Origin of the sequence: Paenibacillus rigui (assembly GCF_002234615.1) — a bacterium.
GTDB lineage: Bacteria > Bacillota > Bacilli > Paenibacillales > NBRC-103111 > Paenibacillus_S > Paenibacillus_S rigui.
Genome location: NZ_NMQW01000017.1, coordinates 454029 through 480936 on the forward strand (window position 1 = coordinate 454029; position 26908 = coordinate 480936).

General features: G+C 53.0%; 23 protein-coding genes. 4 read left to right on the plus strand and 19 right to left on the minus strand.

Features of this window, described 5'->3' with window-relative positions:
• Nucleotides 1-9 precede the first annotated feature (9 nt).
• Nucleotides 10-1656 carry a thiamine pyrophosphate-binding protein gene (locus CF651_RS13290; protein ID WP_094015328.1) on the plus strand — a complete coding sequence of 549 codons (1647 nt, stop codon included), beginning with the start codon at nt 10-12 and terminating at the stop codon, nt 1654-1656.
• A gap of 57 nt (nt 1657-1713) precedes the next feature.
• Nucleotides 1714-2103 (plus strand): carboxymuconolactone decarboxylase family protein, encoded by a 390-nt coding sequence (locus tag CF651_RS13295; RefSeq protein WP_245855863.1) that lies wholly within the window; start codon nt 1714-1716, stop codon nt 2101-2103.
• A gap of 82 nt (nt 2104-2185) precedes the next feature.
• Here the strand turns inward: CF651_RS13295 and CF651_RS31920 are convergent, their stop codons facing one another.
• The 12 genes from CF651_RS31920 to CF651_RS13350 all read right to left on the minus strand — a co-directional run bounded on the left by CF651_RS31920 (nt 2186) and on the right by CF651_RS13350 (nt 16180).
• Nucleotides 2186-2350, minus strand: coding sequence for a hypothetical protein (locus CF651_RS31920; RefSeq protein ID WP_245855864.1), 165 nt, complete (start codon nt 2348-2350; stop codon nt 2186-2188).
• Entirely contained in the window at nt 2335-3615 is a 1281-nt protein-coding gene (locus CF651_RS13300; RefSeq protein WP_094015330.1) for a Gfo/Idh/MocA family protein, read from the minus strand. The genes CF651_RS31920 and CF651_RS13300 overlap by 16 nt, the downstream gene beginning before the upstream one ends.
• Nucleotides 3612-4442 (minus strand): AraC family transcriptional regulator, encoded by an 831-nt coding sequence (locus tag CF651_RS13305; protein ID WP_094015331.1) that lies wholly within the window; start codon nt 4440-4442, stop codon nt 3612-3614. Before CF651_RS13305 ends, CF651_RS13300 begins: the two co-directional genes overlap by 4 nt.
• 109 nt (nt 4443-4551) lie before the next feature.
• Nucleotides 4552-5385, minus strand: a complete 834-nt coding sequence (locus CF651_RS13310) for a sugar phosphate isomerase/epimerase family protein (protein ID WP_094015332.1) — start codon at nt 5383-5385, stop codon at nt 4552-4554.
• 111 nt (nt 5386-5496) lie between these two features.
• On the minus strand, nt 5497-6669 hold the full coding sequence (locus tag CF651_RS13315; RefSeq protein ID WP_094015333.1) for a dihydrodipicolinate synthase family protein: 1173 nt from the start codon (nt 6667-6669) through the stop codon (nt 5497-5499).
• Between the two features lie 12 nt (nt 6670-6681).
• A complete protein-coding gene (locus CF651_RS13320; protein WP_094015334.1) occupies nt 6682-7842 on the minus strand; it encodes a Gfo/Idh/MocA family protein in 1161 nt (386 codons plus the stop codon).
• Between the two features lie 137 nt (nt 7843-7979).
• On the minus strand, nt 7980-8966 hold the full coding sequence (locus CF651_RS13325; protein WP_094015335.1) for a substrate-binding domain-containing protein: 987 nt from the start codon (nt 8964-8966) through the stop codon (nt 7980-7982).
• Nucleotides 8967-10757, minus strand: a complete 1791-nt coding sequence (locus CF651_RS13330) for a cache domain-containing sensor histidine kinase (RefSeq protein WP_094015336.1) — start codon at nt 10755-10757, stop codon at nt 8967-8969. It abuts the gene before it with no gap.
• Entirely contained in the window at nt 10747-12375 is a 1629-nt protein-coding gene (locus tag CF651_RS13335) for a helix-turn-helix domain-containing protein (RefSeq protein WP_094015337.1), read from the minus strand. The genes CF651_RS13330 and CF651_RS13335 overlap by 11 nt, the downstream gene beginning before the upstream one ends.
• 126 nt (nt 12376-12501) lie before the next feature.
• Nucleotides 12502-13554, minus strand: a complete 1053-nt coding sequence (locus CF651_RS13340) for an ABC transporter substrate-binding protein (protein ID WP_245855865.1) — start codon at nt 13552-13554, stop codon at nt 12502-12504.
• 102 nt (nt 13555-13656) lie between these two features.
• Entirely contained in the window at nt 13657-14664 is a 1008-nt protein-coding gene (locus CF651_RS13345; protein WP_179232794.1) for an ABC transporter permease, read from the minus strand.
• A gap of 16 nt (nt 14665-14680) precedes the next feature.
• On the minus strand, nt 14681-16180 hold the full coding sequence (locus tag CF651_RS13350; protein ID WP_094015338.1) for a sugar ABC transporter ATP-binding protein: 1500 nt from the start codon (nt 16178-16180) through the stop codon (nt 14681-14683).
• A gap of 236 nt (nt 16181-16416) precedes the next feature.
• Between CF651_RS13350 and CF651_RS13355 the strand changes: the two genes are divergently transcribed.
• Nucleotides 16417-17031, plus strand: coding sequence for a nitroreductase family protein (locus tag CF651_RS13355; RefSeq protein WP_094015339.1), 615 nt, complete (start codon nt 16417-16419; stop codon nt 17029-17031).
• Between the two features lie 29 nt (nt 17032-17060).
• Here CF651_RS13355 and CF651_RS13360 read toward each other — a convergent pair whose 3' ends face one another.
• A complete protein-coding gene (locus CF651_RS13360; RefSeq protein ID WP_094015340.1) occupies nt 17061-17582 on the minus strand; it encodes a DUF6886 family protein in 522 nt (173 codons plus the stop codon).
• A 16-nt stretch (nt 17583-17598) separates the two neighbouring features.
• Nucleotides 17599-18510: a helix-turn-helix domain-containing protein gene (locus tag CF651_RS13365; protein ID WP_094015341.1), complete on the minus strand. Its 912-nt coding sequence runs from the start codon at nt 18508-18510 to the stop codon at nt 17599-17601.
• A 165-nt stretch (nt 18511-18675) separates the two neighbouring features.
• Between CF651_RS13365 and CF651_RS13370 the strand changes: the two genes are divergently transcribed.
• A complete protein-coding gene (locus CF651_RS13370) occupies nt 18676-19521 on the plus strand; it encodes a phytanoyl-CoA dioxygenase family protein (protein WP_094015342.1) in 846 nt (281 codons plus the stop codon).
• Nucleotides 19522-19546: 25 nt separating this feature from the next.
• On the opposite strand, the gene thrC is transcribed toward CF651_RS13370, so the two are convergent.
• From thrC to CF651_RS13395, 5 genes are all read right to left on the minus strand, one after another.
• Nucleotides 19547-20941, minus strand: coding sequence for a threonine synthase (gene thrC / locus CF651_RS13375; RefSeq protein ID WP_094015343.1), 1395 nt, complete (start codon nt 20939-20941; stop codon nt 19547-19549).
• 154 nt (nt 20942-21095) lie between these two features.
• Nucleotides 21096-23168: a beta-galactosidase gene (locus CF651_RS13380; RefSeq protein WP_094015344.1), complete on the minus strand. Its 2073-nt coding sequence runs from the start codon at nt 23166-23168 to the stop codon at nt 21096-21098.
• Nucleotides 23169-23298: 130 nt separating this feature from the next.
• Nucleotides 23299-24849, minus strand: coding sequence for an ABC transporter substrate-binding protein (locus CF651_RS13385; protein WP_245855866.1), 1551 nt, complete (start codon nt 24847-24849; stop codon nt 23299-23301).
• 72 nt (nt 24850-24921) lie between these two features.
• On the minus strand, nt 24922-25821 hold the full coding sequence (locus CF651_RS13390; protein WP_094015345.1) for a carbohydrate ABC transporter permease: 900 nt from the start codon (nt 25819-25821) through the stop codon (nt 24922-24924).
• A 39-nt stretch (nt 25822-25860) separates the two neighbouring features.
• Nucleotides 25861-26778: an ABC transporter permease gene (locus CF651_RS13395; RefSeq protein WP_094015346.1), complete on the minus strand. Its 918-nt coding sequence runs from the start codon at nt 26776-26778 to the stop codon at nt 25861-25863.
• Between the last annotated feature and the right edge of the window lie 130 nt (nt 26779-26908).

Sequence of the window (26908 nt, forward strand, 5' to 3'; positions counted from 1 at the left end):
AGTAAAGTGATGAAAAGAGTATCGCAAGTTCTTGCCTCAAATCTAAAAAGCTGGGGCATCCAGCACGTCTTTGGCATCCCCGGCAAATCGATTTCGCCGCTCATGCTCGATCTCGACAGTGAAGGTATTGAGTTCGTTCTCACCCGTCACGAGTCAGGGGCCGGCTTCGCAGCCGGCGGCTACGCACTGGCGAACCGCACGCTTGGCGTAGCGATCGGCACGTCGGGACCAGGAGGAACGAACTTGCTCACTGCGGCAGGACAAGCAAAGGCTTATCACGTGCCGACCCTTATTATTACAGGACAGCCATCGGCAACCGATTCCGGCAAAGCGATGGGACAGGATTCCAGCCTGTTCGGCACGGATTTGGTCAAAATGTTTGAACCCGTTACGTTGTTCAGCGCCCGTGTCGACCGGGAAGACCTGCTCCCGTTATATTTGCAGCACGCTGTGGAAAAAGCGACAACAGGAATCAGGGGGCCTGTGCACCTGTGCATTCCGTTTGATATATTAACGGCTTCCATCGAGCCTTTCGAGCTAGCCCTTCCGACTCATATCCCGCAGGCCGTTTCGCCCAATGTGGCCGACGCCATCCCCTTGCTGAACGAAGCCAAGCGGCCTGTGCTCTTTCTCGGAAAAGGCGTGCTTGCCTCTCAGGCCTATGAAGAAGTACGCCTTCTGGCGGAGCACTGGAACCTGCCTGTCATAACAACACCTGGCGGTAAAGGCGCTTTCCCTACCCGTCATCCGCTCAGTTTGGGCAATTTCGGTCTTGGGGGTACCAAGCAGGCCGAAGCTTATATGAAATCGGGCGTCGATCTGATGATTGTCATAGGAAGCAAGCTTAGCGACATGACCTTATCCGGCTTTACCCCGGACATGATGCCTCGGAAGGTCATTCACTTTGATTATGAGCTTACGTTTATCGGGAAGGCGCTGCCGGTTCCGACCTGCGCCATTCTTGGGGATGCCAAAGCAAACCTGCAGCAGCTAATTAAACTGGCAGACGCGAAGGGCCAGTTGTACGAAGCTGCCGCGACCCTGGAAATAAGTGCGGAAGAAGAACAGCAAAGCACCGAAACCGCTATCCTGTCCGCGGTCGATGCGGTAAAGACGCTTCGCTCGGCACTGCCGCATGATGCCATCCTGTTTGGTGATGACGGCAGCCATACGTTCTACGCCATTCAGCATTATGATATTTATGAGCCGGGCACGTTTATTTTTGACGATGTGTTTGGAGCCATGGGTCATGCCATCGGTTATGCGATCGGTGCCCAGGCTGCTCTTCCTGACCGTAAGGTCGTTTGCTTGACCGGGGATGGCTGCGCGATGATGCATGGTACCGAAATTGCGACAGCCGTGAATCACAACATCCCTGCGTTGTTTGTTATTTTGAATAACGGACGCTTGGATATGGTTGATAAAGGCATGTCTTATAATACCGGGCGGAGTATCGGGGCCATCTATGAACAGCCATTGGATGCTACGATGTTCGCTCGCTCCATGGGAGCCGAAGGCTATTGCTGCCGAACCCAGGACGATATTCGTCAAGCGGTAACCGCCGCATTGCAGTCGGACCGTACTTCCGTAATCGAAATTATTGTGGATCCTTTGGAGATTCCGCCTATCTTGTCCAGGCTGCTGAGCTTGGAATGATACCGCAGCTTAATTAGGAAAGCTGTAAATTCATGAATAGAAAGGAAAGAACGAAGCATGTCAGAACAACGCTATCAACAAGGAATGGATGTTTTGAAAAAAATGATTGGAGGCGACGTGTTCCCTCCGCTGGAGGCGATTCGAAGCTTCTATCCCGATTTTGCCGATATGATCGTAATGAATGGATTTGCCGATGTATATTCAAGGCCGGCATTGGATCACAAACAGCGGGAGCTGATTACCCTCTCCTCTTTGATCAGTCAAGGCGCTATCGATCAAATGAATTTTCACGTGCATGCCGCTCTCAATGTCGGCGTCAAGCCGGTGGAAATTGTGGAGCTGGTGATGCACTGCTCCGCTTATGTAGGGTTTCCGAAAGCGATCAGCGCGATGGATGTCGTCATGCGGATTTTCAAAGAGAGAGAAATATCCGTTCAGCCTGAATAACCGTAAAAAAGCATGAGGTCACGGCAGAAAAGCCGACCTCATGCTTTTTTTACGGAGACGCGGGCACTGCTTAGCCCATCGATTATTTTACAGCACCGGCGGTAATACCTCCGGCAATTTGCTTTTGGAACAGCACATAGAACAGCAGGACTGGAACATCGAGATGAGCAGAGCGGCCAATAGAGGCCCCCATTCTCTCGTTAGGAAATTTCACAGCCGCCGCATCCCGCTTTAAGGCTGCAGACATCCGCCCTCAAAGCTGTCATAGGTCGCTAACTCGACCCATCTGCCGGGCACGGCCCAGTCCTTCCCTAGCTCCGACGGAAGCCTTCCTTGCTCGTAGCATTGACGCAGCGCTTCCTTCAACCCCTCAACCCAAACAACCCGCTCGGGCTCAGCCCAACGGATCAGGCTCTCCGGGAAATCGGCCACGGCCGACGATTCAAGCATCCCGTTCATGCACAGCACCTGCGGATATGCTGCTTTCAGGCCGCACAAAATCCCGGCAGATCCGGTCCGGACTGCCTGTATGCAGGTAAGCAGCTTGCTTTGCTCCTTTGGGGACTCTTCGACGGCGCTGTGCTGTTCGCCTGTACCCAAGAAATAGGCGCCGCCTGCTTTAGGGTACCTTTTTTCCGTGCCGTCCTGAAAGACCGCCTTTATCTCCTCGTTATCTTGCCCGAATGCGTAGGAGATGACGGCCCGCTCAAACTCGAACGTAAAATCAGGCCCCTCCACTCCCGTTACGGCATGGGAAGCAAGAAACAACAGCTCCACTCCGCCCTCCACCTCGGCTCGAACCGCGCATGTATCGAAATTTTCGATAGGATTGGCCCGGTACAGCTCGGCCTGCACACGGAACGGTAATGCACTTGCTTCCGTGTCGTCTCCGAGAAGATAGAACATATTGTGCAAATAATGAGAGGTGGCATTGTGGGCGACACTGTCCAATATCCAGTCTCCTTGCGGGCTTTTCACGCGCCCTTTCCAGCCCTTCTGAAAGTAGTCCTGTGTTCGGCGCCACAGCACTAACGTTCTCAGCCGCTGCGGCCGCCCGAACAGCCCGGATTGAATATCCCGCTTCAGCTGTTGAATTTGGCTGCTGAACGACCAATTGTAGCCGACCGCGACAAACGGCCCTGCGGCCTCCCGCTCCGCCTCCATCATCCGCCTTGCCTCCTGGACGGTTGCGGAGACCGGCTTCTCAACTAGTACATGGCTGCCATGCTGCAGAGCAAGGCAGGTTTGCGGACAATGGTACTGAATAGGCGTCGAAATGACCACGAGGTCCGCTCCGCCCGGCCGATTCGCGTAAAAGCTTTCCAGCGAGTCATACATTGGAATTCCCGCTGCGGCAAGCTCCCCGTAAAACCGGCTGAGCTCCGGCTTTACATCAACGACACCTGCAAGAACGGCATCCTGCTCGCGAATGTCGTGCAGCATTTCTTTGACATGCGTGGCACCGTATCCGCCGATGCCGACGATGACAACCTGAACCTGCTTGTTCCTCATCTCCCTAGCTCCTTTTCGTTTCGGCTCTGCTGCCTGAAGCGGTTCGGAGACATATTGACGATATTTTTGAAGGACCGGTAAAACGTTGGGAGCGTTTCATACCCGACCTCAAAGCATATCGAGACGATGTCCTTATCCGTTTCCTCAAGCAGCTTTTGAGCTCGCTTGATCCGGACTTCCGTCATATATTGTATCGGCGTCATCCGATATTGCTCTTTGAAAATATTGTTCACCTGACGGGACCCGACGCCAAGCCTTGCGGCCAAATCCGATGCCGTCAGCGGTTCATAATAATGCCTGTCAATATAGCTGCGGATGCGGTCCGCACGCAGGCTGTTCGAATCCGTTACAATGGAGGATTGGCTGGATCTCGCCAGCACGAGCAGCAGTTCATGCAAATAAATATGCAGCGCCCACGGCCCGAAGGCGTCCTCATGGGTCTGCTCGAACAGCATCTTGCGCAGCAGCTGTCTGACCTCGGCGGCGGCAAAGGGATTCAGCTGCAGCATCGCGGAGGCTTTGAACCAGGTATGCAGCAGATGGGTTCTGGCGAACGAATCCGTGCCGGTTTCCTCGAAGGCAAGCACGAGCAGCGTCAGCCTGGAATCCGATACGACGGCATGATTGGAATAAGGAACGATCAGCGCTGCGCAATCTTGACAGCAGTCATGCCGGGTACCGTCCAGGGTGATCGTGCCCTCCCCTTCCAGTGCAAACAAAAACTGATGGATTCCGTGATGGTGCTCGTAGACGACATCACCGTCCTGATGCTTGCTTTCATACAAATGAATGCCGCTCACAGGCAAATCAATCCTTTTCAACACCATAAGGAGGCCCCCAAAGCATTAGGAAATAATGGTTCTTTGACCATTCTACCCCTTTGGGGGCCTGCCCACAAGCTATTTCCCGCTCGTTATAAAGGAGCTATGCGCAGCATTATACGTGCTCGACATACCGCTGCTTCATCAGGGCCAATACCTCGTCGCCCGGCATATCCCAGATGGCGCGGTTGAATATTTCCACCTCAATCGGGCCCGTATACCCCGCGGCTTCTACCGCTTGGCGAATGCGCCGGAGCTCGATCACGCCATCCCCCATCATCCCCCGCCCGAGCAGCATATCCGGGGTTGGCACGATCCAGTCGGAGACGTGAAAGCCCACAATGCGCCGCTGCTCTCCGGCTCTCTCGATCTGGCTGTACAGGTCCGGATCCCACCATACATGGAACACATCCACGACAACACCTACATCGTCCGGGCTAAAAGCTGCCGCCATCGCGTTCGCCTGAGCGAGCGTCACCACGACCGAGCGCTCCGCCGCATACATCGGATGCAGCGGCTCGATCCCAAGCCGGATGCCGTGCTCGCGGGCAAAGGGCACAAGCTGCTCGATCCCCTCGGCTACCCATTGCCGCCCTTGGGCAATGTCCCGGTCCGGGGCCGGGCCGCACACCAGCACGAGCACCTCCGCGCCAAGCTCAGCCGCTTCCTCCACAGCCCGGCGGTTGTCATCCAGCCTTGCTTGCCGCTCTGCAGCGGTCGCGGCCGGGAACATGCCGCCCCGGCACAGGCTGGACACGCGCAAGCCTGCGTCGCGGATGAGCCTCCGGCTCTCGGCAAGCCCGGCCTCCGCCACCTTGTTGCGCCAAGGCGCAATCCAGGAGATGTCGGCGCGCAGGCAGCCCTCGACGGCCTCACGCAGGCTCCATCGGTCCGTCGTGATCTGATTTAGGCTGAGTCGTCCCAAATCTACCTTTTGCTCTATTGGCATAAGTCATGCTCTCCTTCTGCAATGTCGTTATTCCTTGGCTGCTGCCCGGCAGCACCTGTCCAAACATCGAAGCTGCTCGTAGCGATCATTCCGCCCTGCCCCCGGTCCCAGCTACTGTACGCCCGACAGTGCCAGCACCTGGCGCATCCGTTCTGCCGCGAGCTCCGGATCGGTGAACAGACCGGCCTGATCGGCAAGCACGAATAAATCCGACAGATGCACGATCGATCGCGCCCCTTCCGCTCCGGCAATCATCCGGAAGTGCGGCTGATGGCCGTTCAGGTAAGCCATGAACACGATACCCGTCTTGTAAGCAAAGGTAGGCCGCTGGAAAATATGTCTGGACAGAGGCAGCGTGCAGTCCAGCAGCTCATGGTATCTTGCCGCATTCCCTTCGTCGAGCGCGTGAAGCGCAGCCGCAGCCGCAGGAGCAATCGCGTCGAAGATGCCGAGCAGCGCATGGCTGTAGCCTTGCTCGTCCCCCCGGATCAGCTCTGGGTAATTGAAGTCATCCCCGGTATACATTTTCACGCCTTCCGGCAGCAAACGGCGCATCGTGATCTCCTTCTGCGCGTCCAGCAGCGATATTTTGATGCCGTCCACCTTCTCCGCATGGTTGCGGATCACGCGCAGGCACACCTGCATCGCTTCATCCAAATCAGGGCTGCCCCAGTAGCCGGCAAGCGCCGGATCGAACATATCGCCAAGCCAGTGCAAAATGACCGGCTGCGAGACTTGACTCAAAATCTTGCCGTACACCCTCTCGTAGTCCTCCGGGCCTTTGGCACAGGCGGCGAGCGCGCGGCTCGCCATCAGAATGATCCGGCCGCCTTCTCCTTCGATGAAGGCGCACTGCTCCTCGTAAGCGGCTTCCACCGCTTCGAGCGTCACTTGCGCTCCGGGCGCGAGGTGGTCCGTGCCGGCGCCCGAGGCGATCCGGCCGCCTACCGCGCGCGCCTCCGCCATCGAGTGGCGGATCAGCTCCTTTGCGGCGGCCCAGTCCAGGCCCATGCCGCGCTGGGCGGTATCCATCGCTTCGGCGACGGACAGGCCGAGCGACCATAAGTAATGGCGGTACGCCATCGTCGCCTTGAAGTCGATCCGCGACTGAGCCAGCGGATCCGTGCCTGCGAACGGATCGCAGACGACGTGAGCGGCCGAATAGGCGATCCGCTTCTGCAGGGTGCCTTGGGGCACCGCGAAGGCCGCCCCCTTGCTCAGCTCGTACGTGTACAGCTCGCCGCCCGCCCGGGGCAGCTGCAATATGGTGCTATGTGAAGCCATCCAGGTTTCCTCCTACTTCTCCAATGTCAGTTCCGGCAGGTCGATCCACCTGCGCTCTCGCCACGACTGCAAGCCCAGCTCGGCGAGCTGCGTACCTTTGGCTCCCTCCAGCAGATCCCAAGGGAACGGCGTATCCTCGGTGGCCACATGCTTCAAGAATTGCTCCCATTGGATTTTGAAGCCATTATCGAATAGCTGATTATCCGGCACGTGCTCCCACTGCTCCCGGAACCGGAACGGGTTCGGAATATCCGGGTTCCATACCGGCTTCGGCGTATTGACCCGATGCTGGGATTTGCAATCGCGCAGTCCGGCAACCGCACTGCCCTCCGTCCCATCCACCTGAATCGTCAGCAGATCGTCCCGGTCCACCCTGACGGTCCAGGATGAATTGACCTGTGCCACGATGCCGCCCTCCAGCTCGAACGTTGCATAAGCCGCATCATCGGCCGTGCAGTTGTATGGCTTGCCGTTCTCGTCAATCCGTTCCGGCACATGCGTTACTCCCAGACACGATACGGAACGTACCGGGGCGAAAATGTTATCCAGCACGTACCGCCAATGTGCGAACATATCGACGATGATGCCGCCTCCGTCCTCCTTGCGGTAGTTCCAGGAAGGACGTTGTCCCGGCTGCCAATCGCCTTCGAATACCCAATAGCCGAATTCCATCCGGATGGACAGGATACGGCCGAAGAAGCCCGAATCGACCAGCCGTTTCAATTTGATCAAGCCCGGAAGAAACAATTTATCCTGGACCACACCGTTTTTCACACCGGCCTTCTTCGCCAAATTCGCAAGCTCCAGCGCTTCCTCCATGCTTTCCGCCGTCGGCTTTTCGCAATAAATATGCTTGCCTGCGGCGATAGCTTTCCTAACCCCTTGCGCTCGCTGCACCGTCGTTTGCGAATCAAAATATATCGTGTTGTACGGATCGGCCAGACAGCCATCCAAATCCGTACTCCAGCGCTCCAGCCCGTGAGCCGCCGCCAGTGCCTTCACCTTATGCTCCTGCCGTCCGACAAGGATCGGATCGGGCATAATCACATCCCCATTCGGCAGCTTAACGCCTCCCTGCTGGCGAATCGCCAGAATCGAGCGGATCAAATGCTGGTTCGTTCCCATCCGCCCCGTAACGCCGTTCATAATAATCCCCAGTGGAATAAGTGCCATATTTGTTGGACCTCCCAAGTAAAATGAGTGTTCATGCTTCATTGCTTAGTAGTCATTGTAAGCTCTGACGTCCAACCCGTCTTATGAATATCAGAAATGGCTTCTTACATTTGGAAACGGTTACGGTTTGTCCGCTCTTATTTCTCGACGAACGGGAACAGCAGCTTTTGATTCTCATTCGTGTACATGTCCTGCTTGGTGATGACCTCCGAACCGGTATCGATCCGGCGCACCTCTTTTCCTTTACGCGTCTGTATTGCCGTTTGAACGGCCAAATACCCCATTGTAAAAGGCTTTTGCACGACCGTTGCCTGCATCGTGCCGTCCTCCAGAAAGGCAACCTCGTCCATCGAGCTGTCGAACCCGATCAGCTTAATTTGATGCGACATCCCCAAGTCTTTGATCGCTCTGCCCGCTCCGACTGCCGACGGCTCGTTCAAGCCGATAATCCCGTCCAGTCCCGGCTGCTCCTTCAGCAAGCGGATCGTCAGCTCGTAAGCCTTCTCCTCCGAAGCTCCGCTGTAAAAGGTGTCCACGACGTGCAGCATGTCCCGCCCGTTCGTCTTCAGGCTGTCGCGTACGCCCTGCTCCCGCTCCATCGCCGTGGCAGAGCCTTCAACAAAATTGATGATCGCGACGTTCCCGCCATCAGGAACCCACTTCCGCAGCGCCTGACCCGCTTTTTGGCCGGCCGTATAATTGTCGGTGGCAATGAAGCTTGCCGCAGTATCGCCGTTTAATGCCGAGTCGACCGTAATAAGCAAAATACCGGCCTGAACGGCTTTTTGCGCTGCGGGAACGAGCCGGTTGTAGTCGGTTGCCGCCAAAATGATCGCCTTCGGCTTTTGAAGGATTGCTTCTTCCAGTACCCGGATTTGACCGTCAATGTCCGATTCCTTTTCCGTACCTATGACGGTAACCTGCGCATTAAACTCTTTCGCTGCAGCCAGCACTCCCTGATTCATCACCTGCCAAAATTCGACACGCTGATCAATCGTTTTGGGAATATAGACGATCCGGTTATTGGGCGTTTCCAGCTGGCCGGACACCATACTCGGTCCGATATACAACGCATAGGACAATAGTGCTGCAAGAACAATGAAACCAGCCAATCGCTTAACCATTCATTCACCTCCAGGCGGCAGCGCCGGAATGACGAGTACTGCCGTCGTCCCTTCCTCCGGCTCGCTCTCGAACGATAAGCCGTATGCGGGACCAAAATAAAGCTGAATACGATGATTCACATTATGAAGCCCGAAGCCTTTTCCATTCTCCATCGCTCTGCCTTTCAATAACAAGGCATCTGCCTTTTCCTGCTCCATCCCGATGCCGTTGTCGATAACCCGAAGCTCAATGGTGCCGCCCTCCCGGTACGATCCGGTAATGCGGATATGGCCGGTTTCGCTGCTGTTTTTGATTCCATGGTAAATCGCATTTTCCACCAAAGGCTGCAGCACAATTTTTAAAATCTTAAAATCCTGAATCTCCGGGTCCACCTCGATGGAATAAGTAAATTTGTTACGGTAACGGATATGCTGAATGGTCAAGTAATTCCGGATATGCTCCAGCTCCACGCCGATCGGCACAAGCTCCTCCCCTTTGCTGATGCTGGCGCGAAACAGCTTGGACAAGGCCGAGGTCATCCGCACAACGTCCTCCATTTTTCCAGTTTCCGCCATCCAGATAATGGAGTCCAGCGTATTGTACAAGAAATGCGGCTGAATCTGCGCCTGAAGCGCCTTCAGCTCACTGATCCGTTTCATTTCCTGCTCTTCGACGATCTGATGCATCAATTCCTTGATTTTGCTGATCATTAGGTTGAACGTGCGGGCCAGCTTGCCCATTTCGTTCACACTCTCAATATCGACGCGAATGTCGAAATTGCCCTTTTCCACCTGCTTCATCCGGGCGTCCAGATGCTTGATCGGCTTCGTTAAGGTATAGGAAAGCATGACGGAAATGGCCAGCGCAGTAATTAAGCACAGAAAACCCCACAGCGCCGAAGAAAGCTGCATCTCTTTTTTATTCCCGACCAATTCCTCCGGGTAAATCACACCGACGGTTTTCCAGCCGTACGAGTTCGTGCGAAGGGTGTACATCTTTTCCCCGCTGCCGGAGCCTGCCGCAATGGGACCGTCCGGAGAAGCCAATAGGGTCTGAATATCCTCCGACTTTAAGCCCGTGTATACGATTTGCTGCTGCGGATGATAGATCATATCGCCGGAGGGGTCGAGAATGAACACGTAGCCTCTTTGGCCCAAATGAATTTGCCTGCACAAGTCGTTGATCAGGTTGTAGTTCAGATCGACAAGCAGCACCCCTTTTCCTTTATCGGACAAAGAATTATCGCCACCCAGCTGGCGGCTGATGGAAACTACCCACCGATACTCGTTCTGAAAAATATGCTGCACATGCGATGAAGAGATCACGACGCGCCCCTTCGCAGATACCGCTTTGGTATACCAGTCTTGATCTGCAAGCTCTTCCTGTCCCTTATAGCGGGCATAATCCCGGTCCGACACCACGGTGCCGTTCGATCCCACAAGCACGATCGAGGCGATGTCGCTGCGGGATTTCACGATGGAGCGGAAGAAAGGACTCAGCTGCTTCGCTAACGACCTCGCTTCCTCACTATCCGGATCGGGCAGCGATAAGTACCGCTCCAAATCGCCGTTGCTCATTGCGAGGGTAGAGATGCTTTCCATATTGCCGATATAGGTTTGAATGTTCGTATTCAATTGGGTAATCAGCTCGGAGGTATATACCAGCGAGTTGTCGGTCACCGCATCGGCGGACAAACGGTACGAATTGTAGCTTAGAATGGCGGTCGTACATAGAATGAGGCAGGAAAAAGCGAGCGCAATGCCCGTATGAATGCTTTTGAACCGAAGCGCAAAAGGACCTCTATGCCTCATGGCCGCCGCTTCCCTCCCTCGCTGTCATGCGGTACTCCTTCGGTGTCATCCCGGTATGCCGCTTGAAGATAATGCTGAAATATTGCGGGTCGCCGTAGCCTACTCTGGCTGCAACGTCATAGGTCTTATACTGCGTGACGGCCAGCAGCTCCTTCGCTTTGCCCATCCGGTAGCGGGTGACATACTCGATAAAGGTGACGCCCGTATGCTGCTTGAACATGGCGCTGAAATAACTGATGCTCATATAAATGTGCTGGCAAACCTGCGGGAGGGACAGCTGCTCGTCAGGGTAATTCTCATGTATAAAAGCGATCGCCTTGCGGATTTGCGACTCTGCAACGTGCTCGCGCTTCTCCGAAAACGACACGAGCATGCAGTGACAGGTCGTCTCCAGCCAGCGCTTCACTTCATCCAGCGTTTTCATGCCGGAAAGCCGGGATACCGGGTGGGGTCCCAGCAGCTCCGCGCTGTCGAAGCCCATTTCCTGCACCAGATTCCCCAGTGATACAAGCAGCCGGTGAAACCAGCCCAGACATTGCTCAACCGAACAGGAGGATCCCTTCAGCTCCTCCATCCATCCCTCCAATACGTGAGTGACCTGCCGGCTTTTACCGGACTTCACAGCGGAAAGCACCTGCTTCTCCCACTCTAAATACCCCGCGTGGTCCATCACCTTGCCGAATTCCATATCGTTGATCGAAATAATCTGATTACGTCCGAGCAGAAACCGGTAATCCAGTGCAGAAAGCGCTTTCTGAAATGAGGTTGAAATTTGCTCCAATGACGAGGTCAAGGTGCCTATGCCCAGCGTAACCGACAAATTCAAATATTTGGCTGTACTGTATTTGGCCTGCTCCGCAAGCAGCTGCGCACGGGTTTCGAGCGACTCCGGCTCTCCCGAGAACACAATTGCGAACTTATCGTCGCGGGTTCGGAACACAAGCCCTTGGTGATCCTGCTCGAAAATTTCCTGAATAATATTGAAAGCTGCAAACCGGAGCAGCTCCGCGTCCGTCCCTTCGGTCAGCTCTATGCCCTCCCGCGTAAAATCATCAACCTCAGCAACCAGAGCAAGGTAATGACTGCCTGACAGCCTCAGCTGAAAAAACTGAAACTTTCTTTCCCTTTCCTCCGGTTTCATGCTTGAGGTCACCAGCCTTTCCAGAAAACGCTCCCGCAGCAGCGGAAGGCTCTGATTCAGCTGATGCCTCAGAAGGGTCAAGTCCTCCTTTTGCCTGCGTTTCTCGTCAAGCTCCAGCTTCATTCGGTGAAGAAAGCCGTTGAACTCCTCGCTGTTGATTGGCTTCAGCAAATAATCATGCACCTTGAGTCGGATCGCTTGCTTTGCATACTCGAACTGCTCATAGCCGGTTACGATGACTACCAGCACATCCGGATAGCGCTCTGCGATATGTCCCGCCAGCTCCAACCCGTCCATAAACGGCATGCAAATATCGGTAATGACGGCATCTGGGGCCAATGTCTCCATCGCATCAAGCGCATCGCGGCCGTTATCGAAATCGCCGATCAGGTCGAAGCCGCAAGCATGCCAATCGGTCTTTCGCTTGATGCCTTCCCTTACTTCATCCTCATCGTCGATCAGTATCATTTTGTACATGGACGTTACCCCTTGAAAAATATTCGTATGAATACTGTCATTATACTGATTCTATGCAAAAAGAGCACGCAGACAAATCCGTCTGCGGCTCTTCCCGATAACTCGCTTCCCGGTACTCGTACCGAATTAATTGTAAAGCAGCGGCTTGATCTCAGCCGAGTCGATGTTCGTCTTGTCATACCAATGGAACCCGGTGTCGATGGACTTTTTCACCGTCTCCCCTTTAATAGCCTGCACCGCCGCTTTGACGGACCAGTAGCCGATCCCGATCGGATCCTGCGTAATGGCGCCTGCCATCTTGCCGCTCTTGATCGCGTCGATCTGCTGCTTCCCGGAGTCATAACCGATGACGATAATTTTACCGTCCTTCTTCATCTCGCCGACAGCATTCAGCACGCCGATCGCCGAGCCCTCATTGGCACCGAAAAAGCCCTTCACATTCGGATGCGCCTGGATGATCGCTTTAGCCAAATCGGTTGATTTCAGCTGATCCCCGCCGCCGTATTGAATATCTACGATTTTGATTTTCGGATACTTTTCCTTGATCCGGTTCACGAAGCCATCGCGCCGGTCAATCCCGGTACGGCTTGTTTGGTCATGCACGACCAGGGCAATTTCCCCTTCGCTGTTAATCAGCTCAGCCATCTTGTCTGCCGCCAGCGCTGCTGCAGCTACGTTGTCCGTGGCCGCCGTCGTAATAGGAATATCGCTGTCGACGCCAGAGTCAAAGCCGACGACAGGAATGTTGGCCGCCTTCGCCTTTTGCAGCAGCGGAATCGATGCCTTGCTGTCCAATGCGGCAAAGGCAATTGCCTTCGGATTTTTGCCGAGCGCTGCCTGCAGCATCTCGATTTGTTTATCCACCTGCGATTCCGTTTCCGGTCCTTCAAAGGTGATCTCTACCTGAAATTCCTTGGCTGCCTTTTCGGCCCCCTGCTTCACCGCCTGCCAAAATTGATGCTGGAAGCCCTTGGAAATGACGGGGATGTAAATTTTGTCCGTCTTCTTCGGGTCTGCCGCCGGTGCAGGTGCCGTGGCGGCCGGTTTATCAGCCGGGGCAGGCGTCTTGGCGGTCTGCTGCGCCGTATTGCCTCCACCGCAGGCTCCCAGTACGGTTGCCGCTAATAACATGATGGCAGGAACAGCCATCCACCTTTTTGTACCGATCCGTAAGCTCATGTCCAATCTCCCCTTCATCTTCCTGATTTGTGTTGTATGCAACTCCATATGGAGCTTATACCGGTCCTGATCCGCTTCTACTGCTGCGTCGTCGGATGCATGCTACGACTTGCGCCGGCGGCGCAAAATGTCCGTATATACGGCCAAAATGACAACCAAACCGACAATAACGGTCTGCCATTCCTGCGGTACCGAAAGAATACGGAGCCCGTTGGTCAGCACGCTCATGATCAATGCCCCGATGACAGTACCCAGAATGGAGCCCTGCCCGCCGCTTAACGAGGTGCCCCCGATAACTACGGCTGCAATCGCTTCCAATTCATAGCCTTGGCCTAGAGCCGGCTGTGCGGAATTTAAGCGCGAGGCCATCAATATGCCCGCAATCCCGCTGAAAATACCCGTTAAGGTGTAAATCGTAATTTTCCAATAGTTCACGTTAACGCCGGATAACCTCGTCGCTTCCTCGTTGCTGCCCAGCGCAAAATTGTATCTGCCGATAATCGTTTTCGATAAAATAATGCTTGCCACAATGGCCAATCCGAAGAAAATAAGGACGGCATTCGGAATTTCCAGGCCGGGAATGATAGCATTTAACACGGAGCCCATCGAAATTTGGGAAAAAACAGGCGTATCGTTAAAATAAATCGGCTTCGTTCCCGAAATAACCAGCGACAGCCCCTTCGTAATCATCATCATAGCCAGCGTTGCAATAAACGGCGGAATGTTCATTCTTGCTACCGCCAAGCCGCTGATCAGACCGCAGAGGGCACCCGTCGCAATCCCGCCTACAATCCCTAATGGCATCGGCAAATGCCAGGTCGTGATCATAACTCCCGTCATCACGGAGGCGAACGTCATAACCGTACCGACCGCCAAGTCGATACCTCCTGTGATAATGACGAATGTGGAACCGAGGGCCAGCACCCCGGTCACCGCCGTTGCCAATATGATAGCGACAATATTATCGAATTGAAAAAAATTGCTTGAAGATAGCGAGAACACAATAATCAATAAGATCAGGCTTGCAAATGCCAGCAGCTTTTGCGTTGCGCCGGATTGGTTCGCCCGGTTGGAAACAGCGGACTGCGGCTTCAATATGGTCATTTTCATCGTTATGCTCTTCCCCCTAATTACGCATAGTTGCGTACCTCATGATAGCTTCCTGTGTCGCTTCCCCCCTGCTCAGCTCACCGGTGATGCGACCCTCGCACATAACGAGAATCCGATGGCTCATCCGAATAATCTCGGGCAGCTCCGAGGAGATCATAAGGATCGACTTTCCCTGCTCCGCCAGTTCGTCCAGCAGCTTGTAAATTTCGCTCTTGGCCCCGACGTCGATCCCGCGCGTCGGCTCGTCAAAGATGAGAATGTCGCAGTCTCTCTCGAGCCATTTGCTGATTACGACCTTTTGCTGATTGCCCCCGGACAAATATTTGACCTGCTGATCGATGCTTGGCGTCTTAATTTTCATCGTATCCACATACCCTGCGGCCGCCTGAGCTATCGCTTCGTCGTGCATCCCGCCCCATGCACTTCTAAAGCGCCGGTAGGATGCAACGGCAATGTTCGTCTTCACATCCATATCGACCATCAAGCCGAACCGCTTCCGGTCCTCGGACAAATAACCGATCCCTTGGGCAACCGCATCGTGGGGCTGCTGGATGCGAACCTTGTTCCCATGAATCAGGATCTCCCCGGAATCGATCGGATCCGCACCGAAAATCGCCCGGGCCACCTCCGTTCGCCCCGCTCCCATCAACCCGGCGAAGCCCAAAATCTCGCCTTTATTCAGATGGAAGCTGATCTCCTTCAGCTCGCTGCCCCGGTTCAAATTACGAACCTCCAGCACCTTCTCGCGCTGTCCCGAGGCAACCTCGGGCTTGTTCCCCGTATACACGGGCCTGCCGACCATTTTGGCAATGATCTCCTCGATCGTTACGTTGTCCGTAGCTACCGTGTCGATGTAGCACCCGTCCCGCATGATCGTAATCCGGTCGCTGATCCGCTTCAGCTCCTCCATCCGGTGCGAGATATACACAATACCGACTCCGCTGCTCCGCAGCTGCTCGATCATCCGGAACAGATCTTCGATTTCCGAATCCGTTAAAGCCGCGGTCGGTTCATCCATAATGAGCACTTGAGCATCGAACGAGAGCGCCTTCGCAATTTCAACCATTTGCTGCTTGGCGACCGTCAGCTCCGACACCCGCGTTCCCGGATCCAGATTCAAATTCATGCGCTGAAGCAAGCGGCTGACCTTCTCGTGAAGCTCGCGATCATTTAGAAAAAGCTTAACCGCCCTCCGGGGCTCCCTTCCGATGTAGATGTTTTGGGCAACTGTCAGGTGGGGCATCAGATTCAGCTCCTGGTGGATAATGCTGATCCCCAAATCCTGAGCGGCCTTCGTATTCGGGATCGTTATTTCCTTGCCCTGGTAGACGATGTGCCCCGAATCCTTCGGATACACGCCTGTAAGCACTTTCATTAGTGTCGATTTGCCGGCGCCGTTCTCCCCGACCAGCGCATGCACCTCTCCTGCCCGCAGCTCGAATCGGCACTGCTTCAATGCCTGAACTCCCGGGAAGGCTTTATCAATGTTCTCCATCAGCACAAGTGTTTCGTTCAAAAGCGACACCCCGATTTCTTTTCATTGGTTGGAGTCATGGATCCTTTCTATGTGCTCATTGTATCCGCTGGAGCGTTCTAAACCTATGGAGAAATATCTTTAAAAAGGTTGAAAATTTTATGATGAAATCATTTCATACTTTTCCGATAAATTTTATCGAATTAATGATTGAATTCCGGCTGGGCGGATGCTATATTTAATAGTGCACTCATCTCATTGAAAGGTGGTTATATCAAATGAGCAATGCTAATACTTTCACTACGGAATTGACTCCCGAAGTCCGCGCGAACCGCAAGTCGCAATATCCGGTTTCTCCCGCTTTTCTGAACCGCTGGTCTCCGCGTGCCTTCTCTGATCGGAGCGTATCGGATCAGGATCTGAATACCATTCTCGAAGCCGCTCATTGGGCACCATCCTCCTACAACGATCAGCCATGGCGTTTCATTGTTGCCAAGACCGATGAACAACTGCAAGTGTTTCATGAAATTTTGAATGAATTCAACCGGAGCTGGGCTTCGAAAGCCTCTGTGCTTCTCGTCGTTGCTTCCGATAAACTGAGAGCTAACGGCGACCCGAACGGGGCGCATGCATTCGATGCCGGTGCTGCTTGGGGATACATAGCTTTGCAGGCGAGCCTGCTTGGAATCGCAAGCCATGCAATTGGCGGCTTCGATCGCGAGAAGGCCCGGACGCTGCTGAATGTACCGGACCAATACGAGCTTCATGCCGTTATTGCTCTGGGGTATCAAGGGGACGCTGCCCAGCTGCCTGACGGCTTGCGTGAACGGGAAGTGCCGAATACTCGCGTGGATTTGAATCAAGTGGTTTTTGAAGGAAAGGTGAAGCCTTAACGGGCTTCATCTTTTTTTATCGGGGAAAATCATAGAGGATGGCTTTGGGCATTCGCAAAGCGGTGAATGCCGAAATCTTGTACCGATGAGTTTACAAGAGCGTTTCTCAGCGGGTGGAGGCTGGGCGTAAATCTGATTTCCACATTCAGGCTGATGAGCCTGTCTAGAAGATGATCGAGCGGCTCCACGCTCAATGGTTTTACCGTCTCCGTCGATATGTAGTATCCGGCACATGCATCAAACAGCCGGAACGTATCCGCAGGAAACGTATATCTGTAAAGCGTTGTATTTTTTATTCGTTCGTACCAACCGGTCTCAACGGTTATGATCCGTTCCGAGTCGCTCAAGCCAAAAAACCTGGCGCGGTCCTCCTCATTGATTTCATCTGTTCTGGAATACACAATTCGGGGACAATCCCGGGGAAAGTAAAAAGTATATTCATGTTCTTCATCAATCGCCCAAACGACAGGCGGCATATCCGTACGATTTTCTTTTACACGGGGCACAAAAACCTCAATCGAGCTTTCCTCGCTAAAGTGGAACAGGTTCATCGAATTCCTCCATCGCTTACAGAACTTTCATCTGCCGCTTGAATTCCGTAGGTGTCAGTCCCGTAGCCTCTTTAAAATTCCGGCAAAAATAATGCACACTCGTATACCCCAGCTTATGTGCCGTTTGTTCAATCGTACTGTCTTCCAAAAGCAGCTGCTTCGCCCTTTTGATTCGCTCCAGCACAATGTAATGCTTCGGCTTCTCGCCTGTCAATTCCCGGAACAGGGCGGCAAAATAGGTCGGATGGTACCCGCACAAGGCGGCTAACCGCTCCGTAGTCCAGTAAACATCCGGCTCGGTACGCAGCGCATGCAGCGCCGGCTCTATTTTGTGCGCAAGGTGTGCCGAAGCCGCGCGGCCAGCCCGCGGGTCACGCAGCATGCGCACCAATAATTGCGTGAGCAGCGACTGCATGCTCGTCTCGTAGCCGTAGCTTTCCCCGCGGTATTCGGCGACAATACTCAAGAATAGCGGCTCCAGCTCCGGCAGCATGCAGTGATGGGGAACCATCCGCTCGTCACCGTCGCCATGCAGGACGATATACGATGCCGGCTCACGCGACAGCTCATGCTCCTGGCAATCCTGTATTTCCGGCAGCGGGATCAACGGAGTCAGCGACTCCCGTTCCCAGGAAAAATGAATACTGCTGAACGTGACAGGATCCGATGCGGAGGATCTAATCCAGTGCGGGCTGTCGGCTCCGTAAAACACGCATTCCCCCGAGCTGATCCGATACGTTTGGGGGCCGATCGTCACTTCCGCCTGACCTGAAATAACAAAGATCAGCTGGCAATCCGAAATCGTTCGGGGTCCCCAGCTTTGTCCCTGCTTGGTCTTCAACCGGTTCGCAAAATTAACGACCGGTCTCAGCCGGGAAAGCGATGTACGATAGGTCGCCCTCACAAATTTCTCCACAGACTCGTTCACACGCCCCGCCTCCTTCTCCTCTGCTTTGATAACTTGTATGCTCCAATATGTGAAAAGTGCAAAACGTTATGCGAAAGCTGTAACGACTAACCTCTCCGCCCTTTGCTATGCTTTGGTTACAAAGCATGAATGCCTGTAAACCCCAAATCGAGAGGATGCCCCCTGATGCTTACATTAGACCAATTGGAAGTGTTTGACAAGAATGGATTTATTAAAGGAGATATCGTCTTAAGCGACGAGGAGGTTGAGAAGCTGCGCGAGGAGCTCGAGCTTGTCATGAACGGCCAATCTGTCAAAAAGCCCGTATTGAACCGGAACCTGCTTGACGGCAGCTCGGAATACGGCATGTCCATCAGTAATAAAGAAACGGTCGTTCAAATCGTCAATATTTGGATGGCGAGCGACCTGTTTCTGCAGCATGCCTGCAACCAAACGTTATGCGAGGAGGTTGCCCAGCTGTGCGGTACCGACACGCTTAGAATTTGGCATGACCAAATTCAGTATAAGCCCCCGATAACCGGCGGACCCACCGCCTGGCATCAGGATCATCCGTCCTGGCCTATTATCCAGCCGGCCGACCTGGTCAGTGCCTGGGTTGCCCTGGACGACGCAACCATTGAGAATGGCTGTATGTGGATGGTGCCCGGCAGTCACAAATGGGGCAACCACCAGAAGCATTTGAAAAGCAACGCCGAGTTTATGCCGTATCATAAACACCCCGAGCTGCTGCCGGAGGGCGCTCAGATCCAGGCCGTTCCTTTCGAAATTAAAAAAGGCCAGGTCGGCTACCATCACTGCCTGACCTGGCATGGAAGTCCGTGCAACCGCTCCGAGCGCAAGCGCAGAGCGATCGCAGTGCACTATATGCCCGGGCATACCCGCTATGAGCCCACCGGCAAGCATCCGATGGAGCCGCACATCCAAGTGCAGCCCGGCGAAACCATTCAAGGGGACGGTTTCCCGCTGGTTTATCCGAAGGCTAAGAACACAAAACCAGCTGCCGCTCGTTAGAGCAGCAGCTGGTTTCTCATTGATATTACACTTTATAGAATGCTTCAAGCTGCTTGACGATCTCTTCCTTCGAATAATCCAGCACCGTTTGATACTGCGGCTGATTGAACAGCTGCTCGATTTCTTTCGGGAATTGCTGCTCAATCGGGATCAGCTCGAGCGCTTCATTGAACTTGGCCGGGTGCGCGGTAGCGAATACGACACACACCTCATTTTTATCGCTGCAGGCCTCATACGCTGCAACGCCGCAAGCGGTATGCGGATCAAGCAAATAGCCGCTCTCCTTGTTATACTTCTCAATGATTTGTAAACATTCCGCGCCTTTGACGCCGTGAGCGTCGAAGTCCGACCTTACCTGCGGCATATCCGCTTCTGCGATGACGAGCTTGCCGTTCTGTTGGAACTCGTTCATAAGCTCGGTTACTTTGCCGGCATCCTTTTGGTTCAGGTAATACAAGTACCGCTCAAAGTTGCTCGCAATCTGGATATCCATCGAAGGGCTGTACGTGCTCAGGAAATCGCCCGGCATATAGATGCCTTCTTTTACGAAGCGCTCCAAAATATTGTTCTCATTGGTAGCCAGGATCAGCTTGCCGATCGGCAGCCCCATTTGCTTAGCCAGGTAGCCGGAGAAAATATTACCGAAATTGCCAGTCGGCACGCTGAAATTGATGGCATCGATAGACTGCTTCTTCGCTACTTGGAAGTAGGCGTAGAAATAGTACACGGTTTGGGCCAAAATACGTACGAAGTTAATCGAATTGATTGCACGCAGATGGTATTTGTTCTTGAACTCAATATCGGCGAACAGCTCTTTGATAACGCGTTGACAGTCATCGAAATTCCCCTCAACCGACAAGTTCAGTACATTGTCATCATGCACCGTTGTCATTTGCAGCTCCTGCACCTTGCTTACCTTGTTGTGCGGATGCAGGATGCAGATTTGGATGCCTTCCTTGCCTCGAACCCCTTGAATTGCAGCAGCTCCGGTGTCGCCAGAGGTTGCTCCGAGAATGTTAATAATTTTGTTCTGCTTCTTGGACACGTACGAGTACAGGTTGCCGATAAACTGCAAGGCCACATCCTTGAACGCAAAGGTCGGTCCGTGGAACAGCTCCAGTACATGAAGCGATTCGTTAATGGTGTGGATCGGCGTGACATCCGGGCTCCGGAATGTCGCGTAGCTGTCGTGAATCAGTGCTTTCAAATCCTCGTCCGGAATTTCACCGTTCGTATAATAAGAAAAGATTTCAAACATCAGCTCCTGGTAGGACAGCTGCTCCCATGCTTTGAGCTGGTCTTGCGGCACAACCGGTATATGTTCAGGAATAATTAATCCACCGTCATCTGCCAATCCCATTAAGAATGCATCGATAAATCCACACTTCTGAATCTTGCCTCTAGTACTAATAAAGTCCATAGCTATCCCCTCACTGTATAATTGACCTTATTATAACAATAAATGCGAGTTAAGCAAACCCGTCCCGCCCGTTTATTAAGCCCATTCCGATTCCTCGCTGTTTTAAAAGAATAGAGCCCATCTCTCCTTCTCGGAGCAGGGCTCTTGTATCCGGCTATGACGATCTTTTCTTCTTCAATACACGCACACCGTGCAGCGGTAAAAGCACCCTCGACGATACCCGTTCACCCGACAGCATATCCTTATAATGGGAAGTGCCCAAGGAAACCTCCTGCTCCTTCCCGCTAAAATTCATCAGGAACACAAAATCCTCCTTCCCGTTCGTACGCGCTTGCGCCGTAACCCCTGCAGGTAATGAAACCTCCAACACGGGTCGGACAGCCGATTCCCGGACGATTTCACTGTAAAATTGCCCGTAAAACGATGCGTCCTCTACTCTCGCTGCGATATAATACGCTTTCCCGGCTCCCAGCCGGTTCACCGTTAATGCAGGCCGTCCGGCATAAAAATCGTCCCCGTACGTCCCGAGCACATCCGCTCCTTCCGTATGAATCAGGTCGCACAGCTCATGAATCGCATATTCCCCTGCAAGGCCAAGCGGATTCCCGTCCCGCATAACGAGACAATTCGCGTCGTGATCCTGCAGACCGTCGATCTCTTCGGACCAGATGCCGAGCGTTGTACGGAGCGGACCCGGAAATCCCCCTTGAAAGCACAAATCATGCTCGTCCACGATACCGGACCAGTAAGTGGCTACGAAGGTTCCTCCGTTTCGGACAAACTGCTCTATCCGTTCCCCTACGCCAGGACGCAAGAGATACAGCATCGGTGCCACAAGGAGCTTATATTTGGAGTAATCGCAATCCATATTGAGGACATCCATTGAAACACCCAAGTCCCACATCGCCCGATAGTGGGCAAGAATGGTCTTCTCATAGTGGACACCTTGGTTGCGGGGTCCTTGGGAATCCTTCACCGCCCAGCGGTTTTCCCAATCGAAGATAATGGCAGCTTCCGCCTGCACGCCGGTTCCCAGAAGCTCGGTCAGCTTCTCCAGGCTTTCCCCAACCTGCAGCACATCCTGAAACACGCGCGTATGCTCATGTCCAACGTGATCGATCACCGCCCCGTGAAGCTTCTCACTGGCCCCACGGCTCTTGCGCCACTGAAAATATTGCACCGAATCCGAGCCATGGGCTACGGCCTGAAGGGAGGACAGCAGATGCATGCCCGGACGCTTCAATTTGCTCACCGGTTGCCAGTTCGTCAAGCTCGGCGTGCTCTCCATCAGCAAAAACGGCTTGCCGCCTTTGATGGAACGAAACATATCGTGGTTCAAGCTGAACCAAGCCGCCAGCCCGCTATGATCTGACGCATCGTGCCAGGTCGGATAAGCGTCCCACGAGATCACATCGAGGACATCGGCAAATTTCCAATAATTCAACCCCTCATACGCATCCATCAGGTTCGTCGTTACCGGCAGGTCTGCGTTAGCCGACTTCAAAGGGGCGATTTCGTGACGGCAAAAATCGACGGTTTGGTCCGTCACGAACCGCTTCCAGTCCAAATTCATCCCGTGAACCAGGTTCTCCCCATGAGGAGCCGGCGATTCGATCTGCTCCCAGCTCGTATAGGTGTGGCTCCAGAATGCGGTCCACCATGCGTGATTGAGTGCTTTGAGCGTCCCATACTTCCGCTGAAGCCATTGCCGGAATGCCGCCTGGCAATAATCGCAATGACAATCGCCCCCATATTCATTGGAAATATGCCAGCCAATGACCGCGGGATGACTCGCATAGCGTTCAGCTAGCCTCGCGTTCATGATGGCCACCTTGTCCCGGTAAACCGGTGAACTATAGCAGTGATTGTGACGCGCACCGAACAGATTGCGGACACGATTGCTTCCGACGCGTAGCACTTCGGGATAGCGCGCAGCCATCCAAGCCGGCCTTGCGCCGCTAGGGGTTGCCAGCCAGGCATAAATCCCGTTCTCCGCAAACCGGTCCAGCACACGGTCAAGCCAATCGAATGTAAATTCCCCCTCCTCCGGCTCCAGTGCGGACCAGGCAAAAATCCCCACGGCCATGACGTTGCACTTGGCCAGCTTCATCATTCGGATATCCTCTTCCAATACTTTGGGATCGTGCTGCCATTGATCCGGGTTATAATCGGCCCCATGCATAAGGCGGGGCAGCTTGCTGCTAATCGGTGGGTACGTATAAGTCATCTGACGACTCTCCTCTCTGATAAGTCCGGTGAATCCGATTGCCGCCGGGCGGGCGGATCCTTCTTACGATTACAAAAAGCATGGAAACCGCGGTTGGCCATTTCCATGCTTCTCTGCCTGCATCTGTCTTTTACTTCGTTTTTTGAACGAGAGGCTGAGATTGCTTCTGCATCTCCGCAAGGATTTTGTCAATGCCGGCCTGCTTCAATTTTTGTTTGAACACTTCAAGGCCGTGCGAGCCATCGTTAGGATCGATTAATCCATAAAACAGCGGTTTGCCGTAGGTTTCCATAATGTTGTTGACGGCCGCCTCTTCATTCTTCACATTCGCATCGTCAAATACGAACGTCTCCAATGGATGATTCACCGTCAGTGTCGATTTCCACAGCTCCGTAAACTTTTCGATGTCGGCAGCAACCGCTACATCATTACGTTCGTGCAGGGAGTTCCAGCCCCAAGGGTCTGTTCCCGCAGGAGGGAAGTTGACGGAGCCCTTCAACGATTTGAACTGCTTGTCGCCCACCGCTTCATAATGCTTGCCTTGAATGCCGTAATTCGTCAGGTCATGAATTTGCTGGTCATAGCGAAGCAGGTCAATAGCCATCAGCGCGCGCTCCGGATTTTTCGAGGTCGCATGAACGGACATCCCGTTGTTAATGTACGGGTTCGCCAACCGTTTTTTATTCGAGGTCAGGTCATAAATCTCGATCTTCCAGTCCGGGTGCGTCGATCCGATCTCCGATTTGGCGCGGAGCAAGGTTCCCATATTCCATTCCACGGAAGCCAGCTTGCCATCCTTGAACGCCTGCATCTTATCCATCTTGCTTGTCAGCGCATCCCGGTTCCAGGCGCCCGTTTTGGCTGTTGCATACATATTTTTGACAAAATCGCTAAACTCCTGGGTTTCCGTGTAATTGATCAATTTGCCGGACGGATCCGTCACTTTGTATACAATCGGATACTGCTTAATAACGGGAGACCATTCGTTAGGCTGCAGCAGCTCGACCGAGTTGAATTCGCTGGCGCCAAGACTTGGCAGCGTCCCTTTTTCCCCATCGACGATTGCCTTCAAGTATTTCGTATAATCATCGTACGTTTTGATCTCGGGAAGGTTATACTTCTCTCTCAGATCGCCACGGACGGCAACCAAGTGGTAATCGTACTCAAAGTTATTTTGCGGCACCATAAAAATTTTGCCGTTGATCTTTGCCTGCTCCCAGGCGACTTTCGGTTCCTCCGCCCATGTTTTTGGCGCGTACTGCTTCAGCATGTCCTCCGTCAGCTCCAAAAAGCCGTTTTTCGTCGATTGCTGCGAATAAAAGGCCCAAGGTGCAGAGAAGGCCAAATCGAAATCTTCGTTCGCCGCAAAAATGAGCGGGTATTTCTGATTCACATCGCCCCAATCGATAAAGCTTACATCAAGCGTAGCGTTAATTTTATCCTTCATTATTTTGTTGACTTCCCCGTAAACCTCATCGAAATCCGCGGGCCTGGAGCCAAGCAAAATCATTTTCAGCTTCACTTCCTTGCTGGTATCCGCTCCGGCCGAAGCTCCCTTGGGGGCTTCTCCTGCCGAGCCGCTCGGACTTGCGCTAGGTGAGCATCCGCTGAGCACCGCAGTTACACACATGGACAAAATAAGACCTCTACCCCACAGCTTTGAACGCTTTGTATTCCACATGACTGCTTACTCCCCTTTTAGATGATGATATGATATATAGATACCGGACGGTAGGCCCGGAGCATCCCGAAATTAGCCCTTCACCGCACCAACGGTCAGACCTTGAACGAAGAAGCGCTGTACGAACGGGTAAAGAAATACGATAGGTCCCGTAACCAGAATCGACAAGGCCATCTTCAAGCTCTCGCCCGGAAGATCGGCTACTCTCATGCCGGAGACCTCCATAATTTTGCGGACCCCTTCCAAATTGCCAAGCATTTTATACAGCAAATATTGCAGCGTATACAGCTTATCGCTTTGTACAAAAAGAAGCGAGTTATACCAGTCATTCCAATAAATCAGCGCGGTAAACAAACCGATCGTGGCCAGCGCAGGCTTGGACAAGGGCAGGATGAGACGGACGAATATGGTAAAGTCCCCGGCCCCATCGATCTTTGCCGATTCCGTAATCGCATCGGGGATGCTTCTCAGGAAGGTTCTCATGATCAAGATATAAAATACATTCAGCATCGGAGGAAGCAGCAGTGCCCAGTACGTATCCTTCATATGCAAATAATTGACGATTAAAATATACCAGGGAACCAGACCGCCGTTAAACAGGGTCGTAAAGTAAAAATAAAACGAGAAGCCGTTACGCCATTCAAAATCCTGCCTCTGCAGCACATAGGCGGTCATGGCAGAGATGAAAAGGCCCAGCAAGGTTCCGATGACCGTCAGCGAAATGGTCAAAAGATATGAACGAATAAACTGCTGCGGATGGCTTAACGCATAGCTGTACGCACTGAACGAGAACGATTTGGGCCACAAGCTGAACCCTTCCTTCAAAATTGTCGTTTCACTGGTAAAGGATCCGCTTACTATAAGCAAAAATGGCAGCAGGCAGACGATGGCAATGAAAGATACAACGATATAACCCGCCCCATTCAACAGTATTTGATCCAGAGGCTTCTTTGTGACGCCCACCGAAGACATACTCATCATGTCACCTCAACACTTTTTTTAAATTTCTGATTAGAATAGGGCATTGTCTTTATCCGTTTTCTTCACTAAATAATTAGCGACCATGATCGTGATAAAGCACAGCACCGATTGATAGAATCCCATAGCGGCCGACATGCCGATTTCCCCATTGACCGTCAGCGAGCGGAAGACGTAAGTGTCAATGACATCCGTAGCTTGGAACAGCATGCCGTTGTTGCCCACCAGCTGATAGAACAGCCCGAAATCCCCCCTGAAAATGTTGCCTATCGCCAACAAGACGAGCACCGTTATCGTCGGCCTCAGCGATGGTACCGTAATATGCCAAATCCGTTGAAAGACATTGGCTCCATCCATATCTGCGGCCTCGTAAGTCTCTTTATCGATGCTCATAATCGCCGCCAGATAGAAGACCGCTCCATACCCTACCGATTTCCACGCAGAAAAGATGACGATAATATATTTCCAATATTCCGGCGTCGTATAAATATCGAGCACAGGCATGTTCAACGATTTGAGCAGCGTATTGATCGTTCCATGCTCATAGTTGAACAGATTGTACGCTACGGCTCCGACAACGACCCAGGACAAAAAGTACGGCAGAAACATGACCGTCTGGGCCGTTTTCCGAAATCGTTTGCTCGCAATCTCGGCAAGCAGGATCGCCACGATAATTTGAAGCCCATTATTGATGACGATAAAAAATAAATTGTACAGCATCGTATTGCGTGTCACCTTGAAGGCATCGCCGGTCATAAAAAAGAACTTGAAATTGTTCAAGCCTACCCACGGGCTGTTAAAAATACCCAGATCATAACGGAACTGCTTAAAGGCAAGCACGATCCCCGCCATCGGAATGTAGCTGAACACAAAGAAGAACAAGAATGCCGGTGCGAGCATTAAAAGCAGTGTCCTGTTAGCCCTTATTCGTTGAAACCATCTACTTTTCATGTGTGTCTCTCCTCGATCTCTGTTTGATCCTCGTTTGATGTATCCATAGATTATCAAGTATTCAAATAGAAAAGTACCTGACAAAATATCAATTGTCTGTACATTTTATGGATTCCCTCTCATCTGAATA

Coding starts and splice junctions, on each gene's coding strand:
- CF651_RS13290 (WP_094015328.1), top strand. CDS start 10: ATGAAAAGAGTATCGCAAGTTCTTGCCTCAAATCTAAAAAGCTGGGGC.
- CF651_RS13295 (WP_245855863.1), top strand. CDS start 1,714: ATGTCAGAACAACGCTATCAACAAGGAATGGATGTTTTGAAAAAAATG.
- CF651_RS31920 (WP_245855864.1), bottom strand. CDS start 2,350: ATGTCTGCAGCCTTAAAGCGGGATGCGGCGGCTGTGAAATTTCCTAAC.
- CF651_RS13300 (WP_094015330.1), bottom strand. CDS start 3,615: ATGAGGAACAAGCAGGTTCAGGTTGTCATCGTCGGCATCGGCGGATAC.
- CF651_RS13305 (WP_094015331.1), bottom strand. CDS start 4,442: ATGGTGTTGAAAAGGATTGATTTGCCTGTGAGCGGCATTCATTTGTAT.
- CF651_RS13310 (WP_094015332.1), bottom strand. CDS start 5,385: ATGCCAATAGAGCAAAAGGTAGATTTGGGACGACTCAGCCTAAATCAG.
- CF651_RS13315 (WP_094015333.1), bottom strand. CDS start 6,669: ATGGCTTCACATAGCACCATATTGCAGCTGCCCCGGGCGGGCGGCGAG.
- CF651_RS13320 (WP_094015334.1), bottom strand. CDS start 7,842: ATGGCACTTATTCCACTGGGGATTATTATGAACGGCGTTACGGGGCGG.
- CF651_RS13325 (WP_094015335.1), bottom strand. CDS start 8,966: ATGGTTAAGCGATTGGCTGGTTTCATTGTTCTTGCAGCACTATTGTCC.
- CF651_RS13330 (WP_094015336.1), bottom strand. CDS start 10,757: ATGAGGCATAGAGGTCCTTTTGCGCTTCGGTTCAAAAGCATTCATACG.
- CF651_RS13335 (WP_094015337.1), bottom strand. CDS start 12,375: ATGTACAAAATGATACTGATCGACGATGAGGATGAAGTAAGGGAAGGC.
- CF651_RS13340 (WP_245855865.1), bottom strand. CDS start 13,554: ATGAGCTTACGGATCGGTACAAAAAGGTGGATGGCTGTTCCTGCCATC.
- CF651_RS13345 (WP_179232794.1), bottom strand. CDS start 14,664: ATGAAAATGACCATATTGAAGCCGCAGTCCGCTGTTTCCAACCGGGCG.
- CF651_RS13355 (WP_094015339.1), top strand. CDS start 16,417: ATGAGCAATGCTAATACTTTCACTACGGAATTGACTCCCGAAGTCCGC.
- CF651_RS13360 (WP_094015340.1), bottom strand. CDS start 17,582: ATGAACCTGTTCCACTTTAGCGAGGAAAGCTCGATTGAGGTTTTTGTG.
- CF651_RS13370 (WP_094015342.1), top strand. CDS start 18,676: ATGCTTACATTAGACCAATTGGAAGTGTTTGACAAGAATGGATTTATT.
- thrC (WP_094015343.1), bottom strand. CDS start 20,941: ATGGACTTTATTAGTACTAGAGGCAAGATTCAGAAGTGTGGATTTATC.
- CF651_RS13380 (WP_094015344.1), bottom strand. CDS start 23,168: ATGACTTATACGTACCCACCGATTAGCAGCAAGCTGCCCCGCCTTATG.
- CF651_RS13385 (WP_245855866.1), bottom strand. CDS start 24,849: ATGTGGAATACAAAGCGTTCAAAGCTGTGGGGTAGAGGTCTTATTTTG.
- CF651_RS13390 (WP_094015345.1), bottom strand. CDS start 25,821: ATGTCTTCGGTGGGCGTCACAAAGAAGCCTCTGGATCAAATACTGTTG.
- CF651_RS13395 (WP_094015346.1), bottom strand. CDS start 26,778: ATGAAAAGTAGATGGTTTCAACGAATAAGGGCTAACAGGACACTGCTT.